This window comes from Halomonas sp. C22 (genome assembly GCF_007655045.1).
GTDB lineage: Bacteria > Pseudomonadota > Gammaproteobacteria > Pseudomonadales > Halomonadaceae > Vreelandella > Vreelandella hamiltonii.
Window position 1 is genome coordinate 49,039 of record NZ_VBVC01000008.1, and the last position, 12,389, is coordinate 61,427.

The 12,389-nt window shown below is 57.3% G+C and carries 10 protein-coding genes; 4 read left to right on the forward strand and 6 right to left on the reverse strand.

Going from position 1 to position 12,389, the window contains the following annotated elements:
• Nucleotides 1–88: 88 nt before the first annotated feature.
• The 4 genes from gyrB to dnaA all read right to left on the reverse strand — a co-directional run bounded on the left by gyrB (nt 89) and on the right by dnaA (nt 6,383).
• On the reverse strand, nt 89–2,509 hold the full coding sequence (gene gyrB, locus FEU76_RS14530) for a DNA topoisomerase (ATP-hydrolyzing) subunit B (protein ID WP_096921737.1): 2,421 nt from the start codon (nt 2,507–2,509) through the stop codon (nt 89–91).
• Between the two features lie 39 nt (nt 2,510–2,548).
• Nucleotides 2,549–3,652 carry a DNA replication/repair protein RecF gene (gene recF / locus FEU76_RS14535; protein ID WP_096921738.1) on the reverse strand — a complete coding sequence of 368 codons (1,104 nt, stop codon included), beginning with the start codon at nt 3,650–3,652 and terminating at the stop codon, nt 2,549–2,551.
• 102 nt (nt 3,653–3,754) lie between these two features.
• A complete protein-coding gene (gene dnaN, locus FEU76_RS14540; protein ID WP_016915609.1) occupies nt 3,755–4,858 on the reverse strand; it encodes a DNA polymerase III subunit beta in 1,104 nt (367 codons plus the stop codon).
• Nucleotides 4,859–4,913: 55 nt separating this feature from the next.
• Complete coding sequence (dnaA, locus tag FEU76_RS14545) at nt 4,914–6,383, reverse strand: chromosomal replication initiator protein DnaA (protein ID WP_039179107.1); 1,470 nt, start codon at nt 6,381–6,383, stop codon at nt 4,914–4,916.
• Between the two features lie 533 nt (nt 6,384–6,916).
• On the opposite strand from dnaA, the gene rpmH reads away from it, so the two are divergent.
• The 4 genes from rpmH (at nt 6,917) to mnmE (ending at nt 10,761) form a co-directional block, all read left to right on the forward strand.
• Entirely contained in the window at nt 6,917–7,051 is a 135-nt protein-coding gene (rpmH, locus tag FEU76_RS14550) for a 50S ribosomal protein L34 (RefSeq protein ID WP_009723348.1), read from the forward strand.
• Between the two features lie 13 nt (nt 7,052–7,064).
• Entirely contained in the window at nt 7,065–7,466 is a 402-nt protein-coding gene (rnpA, locus tag FEU76_RS14555) for a ribonuclease P protein component (RefSeq protein ID WP_144983942.1), read from the forward strand.
• 115 nt (nt 7,467–7,581) lie between these two features.
• A complete protein-coding gene (yidC, locus tag FEU76_RS14560) occupies nt 7,582–9,264 on the forward strand; it encodes a membrane protein insertase YidC (RefSeq protein ID WP_144983945.1) in 1,683 nt (560 codons plus the stop codon).
• A 117-nt stretch (nt 9,265–9,381) separates the two neighbouring features.
• Nucleotides 9,382–10,761, forward strand: coding sequence for a tRNA uridine-5-carboxymethylaminomethyl(34) synthesis GTPase MnmE (mnmE, locus tag FEU76_RS14565; RefSeq protein ID WP_144983948.1), 1,380 nt, complete (start codon nt 9,382–9,384; stop codon nt 10,759–10,761).
• Nucleotides 10,762–10,781: 20 nt separating this feature from the next.
• Here the strand turns inward: mnmE and FEU76_RS14570 are convergent, their stop codons facing one another.
• On the reverse strand, nt 10,782–11,627 hold the full coding sequence (locus tag FEU76_RS14570) for a 23S rRNA (adenine(2030)-N(6))-methyltransferase RlmJ (RefSeq protein ID WP_144983951.1): 846 nt from the start codon (nt 11,625–11,627) through the stop codon (nt 10,782–10,784).
• A 76-nt stretch (nt 11,628–11,703) separates the two neighbouring features.
• The gene (locus FEU76_RS14575) at nt 11,704–12,375 is read right to left on the reverse strand and encodes an OmpA family protein (RefSeq protein WP_039179089.1); all 672 of its coding nucleotides are present in this window, start codon (nt 12,373–12,375) and stop codon (nt 11,704–11,706) included.
• Between the last annotated feature and the right edge of the window lie 14 nt (nt 12,376–12,389).

Genomic DNA, 12,389 nt, shown 5'->3' on the forward strand with positions numbered 1-12,389 from the left:
GTGGCGCATATGCCCACTGCGGCTTTTTGATTCAATGTTTCACGTGAAACATTTTTCATCAATGGCCAATAGCTGGTGAAGGTCAGCCTTATACGTCGAGGTTGGCCACCAGAGCGTTGGTTTCGATAAAGTCTCGGCGAGGCTCCACTTCGTCGCCCATCAGCGTGTTGAACATCATGTCAGCAGCAACGGCATCTTCAATGGTCACGCGCAGCATGCGGCGACTATCGGGGTCCATGGTGGTTTCCCAGAGCTGGTCAGGGTTCATCTCCCCTAGCCCTTTATAGCGTTGTACTGACAAGCCACGTTGGCCTTCCTGCATCAACCAAGCCAACACATCAGAGAAGTGGCTGACCGGCTTCTGACGCTCGCCACGGGCAATGTAGGCGCCCTCTTCCAACAGGCCGTTAAGCGTTTGCCCAAGCCCTGCAATCGCACGGTAGTCGGCACTCTCGAAGAAATCCAGACCCCACACATAATCGGTCGTCACGCCATGAGCAATCAGTGACACTGCGGGAAGGTGCAGACCACGCTCGGTGTCTTCCTGAAGATGGAACTGATAACGCGGGCCGCCCTCATACGCCACTTTGTCATCCATGGCTTTCTGAAGCTCGGCAATCCAGTTCTGCATGGTACCGCGATCTTTGAGGCTGGCTTCCCCTTGCAGTGCAATGGCATGTACTGCCTGCTTCAATACCTCAATGGGGTAAACACGTGCCAGGCGATCAATCCGCTTCATGACATTGCGGTACTGATTCACCAGGGCCTCGAGCTGCGAGCCTGCGATGCCCGGTGCATCGGCATTCACATGGAGCCCTGCACCATCCAGTGCCGTCGTGGTCAGGTAGTCCACCATGGCCTGCTCGTCTTTCAGGTAGAGCTCCTGCTTGCCACGCTTGATCTTGTACAACGGTGGCTGCGCGATGAAGATATGGCCCCGCTCGATCAGCTCGGGCATCTGGCGGAAGAAGAACGTCAGCAGCAGCGTACGGATATGCGAACCATCCACATCGGCATCCGTCATGATGATGACCGAGTGATAGCGCAGCTTGTCGGGGTTGAACTCTTCGCGGCCGATACCACATCCCAATGCCGTGATCAGCGTGCCTACCTCGGCGGAAGAGAGCATCTTGTCGAAGCGTGCCTTCTCGACGTTTAGAATCTTGCCCTTCAATGGCAGGATGGCCTGGGTACGACGGTCACGACCCTGCTTGGCACTGCCGCCGGCCGAGTCACCCTCCACCAGGTAAAGTTCTGACTGGCTGGGGTCTTTCTCCTGACAATCAGCCAGCTTGCCGGGCAAGCCAGCAATGTCCAGAGCCCCCTTACGACGCGTCATGTCACGCGCTTTACGGGCGGCTTCACGGGCTCGCGCCGCGTCGATCATCTTGTTGACGATCGACTTGGCTTCATTGGGCTTTTCGATCAGGTATTCTGCGAACAGACGCCCCATCTCCTGCTCTACCGCCGTTTTCACTTCGGAAGAAACCAGCTTATCCTTGGTCTGCGAGGAGAATTTAGGGTCCGGTACCTTCACCGAAATGATGGCCGTCAAACCTTCACGAGCGTCATCACCGGAGGTATTGACCTTCGATTTCTTGAGCAGATTTTCGGCTTCGATGTAATGGTTCAATGTCCGTGTGAGCGCTGCCCGAAACCCTGCCAAGTGAGTACCACCATCCCGCTGGGGAATGTTGTTGGTGTAGCAGAAGATGTTTTCTGTAAACGCATCACTCCACTGCATGGCTACTTCGACTTCCACCCCATCTTCCCGCTCCGCATTGAAGTGGAAAACCGGGTTGAGAACGGTCTTGTTCTTGTTGAGATGATCAACAAAGGCTTTCAAGCCGCCCTCGTAATGGAAAAGCTCCTCCTTGCCACTACGCTCATCCATCAGGCGAATTGCAACGCCGGAGTTCAGGAAGGAGAGTTCACGTAGCCGCTTGGCCAAAATATCGTAGTGAAACTCGATATTGGCGAACGTGGCAGGAGACGGACGAAAATGTACACGTGTACCGCTTTTTTCAGTTTTGCCCACGACACCAAGGGGAGCCTGCGGCACGCCGTGGTGATAGATCTGCTCGAATACTTCGCCTTGCCGCCAGATGGTGAGACGCAGCTCTTCTGAAAGCGCGTTAACCACCGAGACACCTACCCCGTGCAGCCCGCCAGACACCTTGTAGGAGTTGTCATCGAACTTGCCGCCTGCGTGCAGCACGGTCATGATGACCTCAGCTGCCGAAACGCCTTCGCCTTCATGCAGTTCAGTCGGAATACCGCGGCCGTTATCACTCACGGTGATCGATTCATCCGGGTGGATGACGACGCGAATTTCACTGCAGTGGCCTGCCAGAGCTTCATCGATGGAGTTATCCACCAGCTCGAAAACCATGTGGTGCAGCCCGGTGCCATCGTCGGTATCACCGATGTACATGCCCGGACGCTTGCGTACTGCGTCCAGTCCTTTGAGCACCTTGATGCTTGATGAATCGTAAGCCTGCTCGCTCATTGACCACTCCGTCGTGAAGTCTGTCTCGTTCCGTGTCGTTTAGCCATCCGTCTCCAATTGACTCCATCCAGCCGGGGAATGTTTCACGTGAAACATTTTTATGTCCGTACTGGCTTGCCAACTATTCCTTAGAGCCGTGGCTTCAACGCTGGTAATAAAAGCCTGACACTGCATTTCTTCCAGTAAATGGCAAAATTGATGGCGGTGCCTGTCATCCAGCTCCGCAGGTAAATCATCAATCAGATAGATACAGTGCCGCTGCGTGGTACTTTCCAGAAGCCGCCCCTGAGCCAGCTTCAGCGCACTGACGACCAATTTCTGCTGGCCTCTGGAAAGCACCTCGACGGCTGGCTGCTTGTTCAATCGAATACGTAAATCTGCTCTCTGAGGGCCCTGCTGGGTAAACCCCATCTGCTGATCCGTCTCTCGGCTATCCCTCAGCACTTCTGCCAGAGAGCGCTGCTTATCCCACCCTCGGGCATAGCGCAGCGTCAGGCCAGGTAGCGGCAGCAATTTATGCAGCGTTTCTTCGAACATGGGCAAGAACTGGCTAAACCACTCAAGGCGAAGCCGATCCATCTCTTCGCCCCACTGTGCAAGCTCTTGCTCCCAAACAACCAGCTCACTGGCCACCATTCTACCACGCCTGAGAAGGGCATTCCGATGTTTCACTGCTCGGCGCGTTCTTCGCCAGGCATCCAGGAAATGATGTTTCACGTGAAACACACCCCAGTCGAGAAACTCTCTACGCCCGGCAGGAGAGCCCTCCAGCAATCTGAAGGCATCGGGATTGATGAGCTGCAGGGGCATCGCCTCCACGAGCTCGGCCAAGCGCACCCCCTTCTCCCCCCTCAAACGCAGCTCCAGCTCGCGCTGAGTGCGTAACCGCCTGACCCCCAGGGTAACCTCAGGGTCACCCGCCAAACGGCCATACAGAGTCATATATGGGGCTTCCGTCTGTATGGCATGCTTGAGCTGACGGGTTCGAAAGGAGCGCCCCATACCCAGCACATGAATACCTTCCAGAACGCTGGTCTTGCCACTGCCATTATCGCCGTGCAGCACATTGATGCGCGGCGATGGCTGCAAGGTGGTGGGGGCCAGGTTACGCAGGCCGTGGAAAGTAAGCTCATTGATGCTCATGCGTCGATGTCACTCTTCAAGACCATTGATTGCCGTCCAGCACACGTGAAAACGGCGCTTCTGAAGCCAGAAGCGCCGTCATAGATAACGTCCTGCTGCCGTTTATAGACGCATGGGCATGACGACGTACAGCGCATCACCGCCACCTGGCTCTTCCAACAGCGCACTGCTGTTGGGGTCGGCCAACGTCATCTGAACGCGGTCTTCATCCAACACGGAAAGCACGTCTACCAGATAGCCAACGTTGAAGCCGACTTCCATGGCACTGCCATTGTATTCGACAGCGACGTTCTCCTCGGCCTCTTCCTGTTCCGGGTTATTGGCCATGACCTTGAGGTTGCCCTCTTCCAGATAGAGACGTACGCCACGGTACTTCTCGTTGGAGAGAATGGCGGTCCGCGACAGCACCTGACGCAACTCCGCGCGCTCGGCAATCAGCACCTTGTCGCCATTGCGCGGCACGACACGCTCGTAGTCCGGGAATTTGCCGTCAATCAGCTTGGACGTGAACGTAAAGTCGCCCGTGTGAGCACGCACATGGGTCGCACCCAGCGTCAGGCTTACGGGCTCGTCACTGTCGTCAAGCAAGCGAGACAGCTCCAGAATACCCTTGCGCGGCACGATCAGTTTCTGCGCCTGGCTGACGGCCACTTCTACCGGACGTGAGCACATGGCCAGCCGATGCCCATCGGTGGCCACCGTGCGCAGCAGATTGCTCTGAATCTCCAGCAGCATGCCATTCAGGTAGTAGCGCACGTCCTGCTGGGCCATGGCGAAGGATGTCGACTCGATCAAGTGCTTCAATGTACCGCGCGGTACGCTCAGTTCCTGGCTACCATCCGCATCTTCGATGTTGGGAAACTCGGCAACCGGAAGTGTAGAAAGTGTAAAGCGCGAACGACCACTACGTAATACAGCGCGCCCGTCCTCCACAGCCAGTTGAATATCCGACTGATCCGGCAATGACTTGCAGATATCCATCAGCTTGCGCGCAGGTACCGTTGCTGCGCCTGGCTGGTCCACCTGGCTGGCCACCGTGCGCCCCACCAATTCGACTTCCAGGTCGGTACCGGTCAGCGCTACCTGATCACCTTCGACCTGGATCAAGACGTTCGACAACACAGGTAGCGTTTGGCGCCGTTCTACGACCCCCGCCACCAGAGTCAGCGGGCGAAGCAGCGCCTCTCGGGAAATGGTAAATTTCATCGAAACTCCGGTTTTCTATCCTGAAAGGCCCACCGCAGCAGGCCGACATAATGGGTTAACTGGTCAGCAGGCGCAGGAGGTTCTTGTAGTCCTCGCGAATATCTGCGCTCTCTTCCTGCAACGCCTTCACTTTACGACAAGCGTGCAATACCGTCGTATGGTCTCGCCCACCAAAGGCATCACCAATTTCCGGCAGGCTGTGATTGGTCAACTCCTTGGCCAGCGCCATGGCCACCTGCCGAGGGCGCGCCACCGAACGAGAGCGTCGCTTGGAGAGCAGGTCCGCCACCTTGATCTTGTAATACTCAGCCACCGTGCGCTGAATATTATCCACCCCCACCTGCTTGTCTTGAAGGGCCAACAGGTCTTTCAAAGACTCACGGATGAAGTCCTGGGTGATCGGCTTGCCCATGAAGTGGGAGTCGGCAATGACCTTTTTGAGCGCACCTTCCAGCTCCCGCACGTTGGAACGTATTTTCTGAGCGATGAAGAAGGCTGCATCATGCGGTAACTCGACCTTGGCCTGGTCGGCTTTCTTCATCAGGATCGCGACCCGCGTCTCCAGCTCAGGCGGCTCGATGGCTACCGTCAAGCCCCAACCGAACCGCGACTTCAAACGTTCTTCGACGCCACTGATCTCTTTGGGGTAGCGATCCGAGGTCAGGATCATCTGCTGGCCACCTTCCAACAGGGCGTTGAAGGTATGGAAAAACTCCTCCTGGGAGCGCTCCTTGCCAGCAAAGAATTGAATATCATCGATCAACAAGGCGTCGACACTGCGATAAAAACGCTTGAAGTCATTGATGGCGTTGAGCTGAAGCGCCTTCACCATATCCGCCACGAAGCGCTCGGAGTGCAGATACACCACTCGGGCATTTTCCCGCCTACCTGCCAGGGCATTGCCCACGGCATGCATCAAGTGGGTTTTACCCAGGCCTACCCCGCCGTAGAGGAACAGCGGGTTATAGGCCCCACCCGGATTTTCGGATACCTGCCGAGAGGCCGCACGCGCCAACTGGTTCGATTTACCTTCCACGAAGGTATCAAAGGTGAAGTTGGGATTCAGGCCGCTGCTGTGCTTCAGGCTACCTTCTACCTGTACCTGGCGCTCGTTGCCGCGTCGGCCGGCGCCCGACTCTTCGCGCAACTGCTCGATTTCACGCTCATCGCCCACTTCACCGCGGGGCGGAGTATGGACGGCGGGAGCAGGCGCCTGAGCAGGCGATGCGGAGACGGGATTACCCAGCTCTCTAGGCTGTGGCGCAGGTGCCGAGGTGCGACGACTACCCACGGTCAAGCTGACCTTGGGAGGTTTGGAAGGAGCAAGCTCGCGCATCAGTTCACTGATTCGCTTCGCATATTTATCGCTCACCCAATCGCGCACAAAGCGGTTCGGCGCCAACAAGCGAAGCTCGTTGGACTCTCCTTCTTCTGCCTGCAGTGGACGTATCCAGGTATTGAACTGTTGCGAATTCAGTTCGTCCTGCAGGTAGTCCAGGCACTGTTGCCAAAGCGCGAGTGACACTCATCTCACCATCGGTTGAAAACGGCCGACCATTGTAGCGCCCAACGAAACGGTTATCCACACGCACTCGGGGCTCTTTTCCGCCTGTGGACAAATGACCATGAGAGCTTAGGAAAAACAGCGGACGGCATGGGTACAAAACCGCAAATTGCCGAGTTGTGCTGCGTTAATCACACATAAATCACAGCTTTTACGCTACTTCACAGCCAGTTACCCACAGATTTTTTATCATTTTAAGGTTTTGATAAAGATAGGGATAAATGAGTTATCCACAATTAGTATCCCCACTATTAATAACAACAGGTTTAAGTAAACCCATTAGTAATAGTAGTGTCATCGACGTTCGTCAGACTGACAGGGCATCGTGGGCCGCCATTGCCCTTTTCACGCTTTTCATGCAAGGAAAAATTGCACCGAGGCCAGGAAGTCTCTACAATTTCCGGTCTTGAATTGAAACTCCCCGGCTGGTTCCTCACTGGACCGGGTCATCTGGAATTCAATTTCCGTCCTAAACCACGTGGGAATAACGAGTTATGAAACGCACTTTTCAACCCAGCGTTCTCAAGCGCAAGCGCGCGCATGGCTTCCGTGCTCGTATGGCAACCAAGAACGGCCGTGCCGTCATCGCACGCCGCCGTGCCAAAGGCCGCAAGCGTCTGAGCGCCTGATCTCGGATTGCGTGTGTCGCCTCAAGGCTTTCCCCGGTGCTTGCGATTGCTGAACGCTGGGGATTTCAGTCACGTGTTCGAACAAGCCGACTTGAAAGTCCATGGCAAGGGCATGATGGCGCTAGCGCGCTTGAATACTCTGGGGCACCCCCGCATTGGCCTGATAGTCAGCAAGAAAAATGTGAAGCTTGCTGTGGAACGTAACCGCTTCAAGCGCCTGGTTAGAGAATCCGTTCGCCTTCGTCAGGATCGCTTGCCCGCTGTGGATATCGTGATCATGGCCAAGCGAGGCGTTCAGGAGATCGACAACGAGACGCTGACTCGCCAATTGCATGGCATGTGGAAACGACTCCAGCGCGAGGTTCCGGCGGTATCGACATCTCCGCCATCACATGGCCTGACACGTGACACTTGACGACACACCTCGCCGCTCGACCTCGGCCTGCCGCTTGGCAGGCTTTCGTGTGTCATGGGCCGAGCAAATGACACTGCGCCATTAGCATGTTCACCACCCATCGGGCAGAACCCTCATGGACGTAAAACGACTTTTATTACTGATTCCACTGGCAGTGCTTGCCTACCTACTGGTTGTACAGTGGAATCAGGATTACGGGCAGACCAGCTACGACTCCACTCCCGAAATGACCCAGACAAGCAATGGGGCACCTGCGAGTGAAGGCGGCAGCGACGATTTTTCCGTTCCCAGTACTTCCGCACCTCAGGCCGCCATCGATGAAGGCATGAGCGACTCGCCAAGTTCGACCGCCAGTCGTGACTTCATCGCAGTCACTACCGATGTGCTGGACGTACGCATCGACCCCTTTGGTGGGGATATCGTGTATGCCGCTCTGCCACAGCACAAGCTGACGCTGGACTCTGAACGCAACTACGTGTTGCTGTCGGATAACGCCACGCGCAGCTACGTAGCACGCTCTGGCCTGCAGCTGGATGGCCAGGCAAGTCGCATCACGTTTACGCCTGAAAACACCGAATACCGTCTGGGTAACGACGAGCAAGAGCTCACCGTCGACCTGACGGCAGAAGTCAACGGCGTTGACGTGATCAAGCGCCTGACCTTCGAGCGCGGCAGCTATGCGGTCAATGTCAGCTATTACCTGGCCAACAACACTGATGAACCTGTCAGTGCCCGTTTCATTGGCCAACTGGCTCGCGATAACAGCCCGGACCCCTCCAGTGGCGTCGCCATGGGCATGAGCTCTTATCTGGGCGCTGCCTACTCGTCACCCGATACCCGCTACGAAAAAGTCGATTTCGATGATATCCAGCGCGGTCGGTTCGAGAACCGTGAGGCCCAAGGTGGCTGGGTAGCCATCATTCAGCACTATTTCGTCTCTGCCTGGGCACCTGCTCAGAATCAGCAGAACCTGTATTACGCAACCACCGACTCCAGCAACCGCAACGTTGCCGCCTTTGCAGGGCCGGTGACCAGCGTGGCCGCCGAAGGCGAAGCCACTCTGGGGGCTACCCTCTACATGGGGCCCAAGGTCCAGGAGTACCTGGAGCAGGTGGCACCGAATCTGCGTCTGACCGTGGACTACGGCTGGCTGTGGTTCATTGCCAATCCGCTGTTCTGGCTGCTCGACAAGATTCATGACGTAGTCGGCAACTGGGGCTGGTCCATCGTTCTGCTGACCGTGCTGGTCAAGCTCGCGCTATTCCCGCTTTCAGCCAAGGCCTACAAGTCCATGGCTCGGATGCGCAAGCTCGGGCCGGAGATGCAGCGTCTCAAAGAGCTTTATGGCGATGACCGCCAGAAAATGTCTCAAGAGATGATGAAGTTCTACCAGAAAGAGAAGATCAACCCGCTGGGTGGCTGCTTGCCGATCCTCATCCAGATGCCGGTCTTCATCGCGCTGTACTGGATGCTGCTGGAATCCGTTGAACTTCGCCATGCGCCGTTCATGCTGTGGATCCAGGATCTGTCGGTGAAAGATCCGTACTTCATTCTGCCCATCCTGATGGGTGTATCGATGTACGTTCAGCAGCTGCTCAACCCGACGCCTCCGGACCCCATGCAGGCCAAGATCATGAAGATGTTGCCCATTATCTTCACGTTCTTCTTCCTGTGGTTCCCGGCGGGTCTGGTCATCTACTGGGTGGTGAACAACATCATCTCGGTAGCCCAGCAGTACGTGATTACCCGCAATATCGAGAAAGACCCCAATGTGGGCAAAGGGATGCGCACCAAGTAGCCTCTCATCCCGTTCTTCACCAGACCCCCGCTAAAGCGGGGGTCTGGCGTTTCAGGCCTGCCCTTTTCTTCCGCTGCATACACGATACACTTTCTTTTTGGATCTCCAGGACGCGTTATGGCTGAACGACTCTATACCCAAGACACGATTACCGCCCTGGCCACCCCCCCGGGGCGCGGCGGCGTTGGCATCATCCGCGTATCTGGCCCGGAAAGCCGCCATATCGCTCAGGCCATACTGGGGCAATGCCCTCCCCCGCGTCATGCCTATTACGGCCCCTTCAACGGCGCTCAAGGCATTATCGACGAAGGCATTGCGCTACTGTTTGCCGGGCCTAACTCCTTTACCGGGGAGGACGTGCTGGAGCTGCAGGGGCACGGTGGCCCCGTGATCATGGATATGCTGCTGGAGCGCTGCCTCGCCCTGGGCGCCCGCCTGGCTCGGCCTGGCGAGTTCTCCGAACGCGCGTTCTTGAATGACAAGCTGGACCTGGCCCAGGCCGAGGCGATTGCCGACCTGATCGATGCCAGCTCACGCTCGGCTGCCGAAAATGCCCTTCGCTCGCTGCAAGGCGAGTTTTCACAGCGCGTTTCTGGGCTGGTTCAGCAGTTGATCGAGCTGCGTGTCTATGTTGAGGCCGCCATCGACTTCCCCGAAGAAGAGATCGACTTTCTTGCCGATGGCCACGTGGCAACGCATCTTGAGCAGGTGCAGCAGGCACTGGTGCGTGTGCGCCAGGCCGCAGGCCAAGGCGCCTTGCTGCGTGAAGGCATGAGCGTGGTGATTGCAGGGCGCCCCAATGCGGGCAAGTCCAGCCTGCTCAATGCGCTGACCGAGCAGGACACGGCCATCGTCACGGACATTGCGGGCACCACCCGCGACGTGCTGCGTGAATACATCCACCTGGACGGCATGCCACTGCATATTATCGACACCGCTGGCCTGCGCGATACGCCGGACGCGGTAGAAAAAATTGGCGTTGCCCGGGCCTGGGAAGAGATCGAGAAAGCCGATCGCGTACTGCTGCTGGTCGATGCCTCGCTTACCCAGGCAACGGACCCCATGGCCATCTGGCCCGAGTTCGTGGCCCGCCTGCCGGACCAGCAGCGATTGACCCTGGTGCGCAACAAGATCGACAGCAGCGCCGAAGCGCCAGGGCTCGAAGCATCTGAGTTACCCACAGGCACTCCTATCGTCAGGCTCTCGGCCAAAACGGGGGCAGGTGTGGATAACTTGAAATCCCATTTGAAAGAGGTGATGGGCTTTTCCGCCACTACCGAAGGTCGTTTCTCGGCGCGCCGCCGCCATCTGGATGCCCTGGACCGTGCCATGGCCGCACTGGAAGCAGGGCGCGCTCAGCTGGAAGGCTACGGTGCAGGAGAGCTGCTGGCCGAAGATCTGCGCGATGCCCAGCAGGCACTGGGAGAGATTACCGGGGAGTTCAGCGCCGACGACCTGCTTGGAGAGATCTTTGGCAGCTTCTGTATCGGCAAGTAGACTCGACTACTCCTCCACCTTTACTCCGGGACCAACCAGGACGTACGGAAGCGGCTGTGCTCGCCCAGCGTCGGTGTTATCTGTGACATGGCATTGATCAGACGCTCCTCCAGCCCCCAGGGGGGGTTGACGACCAGCATGCCGCTTCCGTACATGCCGCGGGCACCCGCTTCAGGGGCACGTAGCAGCAGTTCGCTTTGCCAGATTTTGCGAATTCCGCTGTCACGCAGGCCTGCCAGCAGCGCTTGATGGTGTTCGGCAGGTAATAACGGATACCAGATCATCACCACGGCATGCCTGGCTTTCTCGAGCACGTAGGCCGTGCTTTCCACCACTTCGTGGTACTCGATCTTGCGCTCGTAGCTGGGATCCATCAACACACACACCCTGGGGGTCGATGCCGGTACCTGATGGCGCAGGCCGACCAACCCATCGCCGAAGATACGCGTCGCCCGCTTGGGCAGCGACTGGCTGGCGAGATGTTCGTGCTCACCGGGATGCAGTTCGAACAGGATCAGCCGATCCTCTGAGCGCAGACGCTGGGCGAGCCACCAGGGAGAACCCGGATAGCAGGCCAGTGTATCAGCGTCTGGCTGGGCACTGGCCACGGACTCGAGCCAGGCGCCTAGCAGCGGATCTGCCAACTGCTGGCGATGCTGCCAGAGCGGTAAAACGCCCTCACGATACTCCAGCAACCGCTGTGTCTCTTCGGTAGCCAGCGGATAGAAGCCTCTGCCCGCATGGGTATCCACATATGTAATTGCTGATTTTTTACGTAACAAATGGTCGATGACGGCATAGAGCGTCAGATGCTTCTGAACATCGGCGAAGTTACCGGCATGGTAGGCGTGTTGGTATGACAGCATGAGGATGCCTATATAAACAGAACGCCCGCTATGTGAGCATAGCGGGCGTTCTAGAGCAATGCAGAGTTTTTACGGCTTATTGGCCATTGCCTGTCGGCGTCAGCGTGATTTCGACACGACGGTTTTGTGCACGCCCCTGTTCGGAGTCATTGCTGGCAACCGGCCGAGTCGCACCGTAACCCAAGGTGTTCAGACGCATGGAGGAAACGCCATTCTGCCCCAGGTAACGACCTACCGATTCGGCACGGCGCTCGGAAAGCCGCTGGTTGTAATCCGCGTTGCCCGTGCTGTCGGTGTGCCCAGCAATGTTGACGCGGGTATCCGTGTACTGGGTCAACACATTGGCCACTTCATTGAGTGCACTGCGTGCGTCGCTGGTCAGGTCAGCAGAGTCGAAACCAAAGGTCACACTGCTGGGCATGTTCAAGACGATGTCGTCGCCGCGACGGTCGATCTCGATACGAGACCCCTGCAGGTTTTCACGCAGCTGCTGCTCCTGGCGGTCCATGTAGGCCCCGACCCCAGCACCGGCGGCGGCGCCAACCGCTGCCCCGATCAACGCTCGGTCACGACGGCTAGTGCTTCCATCACCAGACAAGGCACCCGCTGCGGCACCAATGGCTGCCCCAATGCCCGTACCCACCGCTGTACTGGAGCGTTGTGTTTGACCACCATAAGGGTCGGTGGTGGCACAGCCCGCCACCAGAATAGCCGCCGCCAACGGGGTCAGTAGTCGGAACATACGCATCACTCACTCCTTTT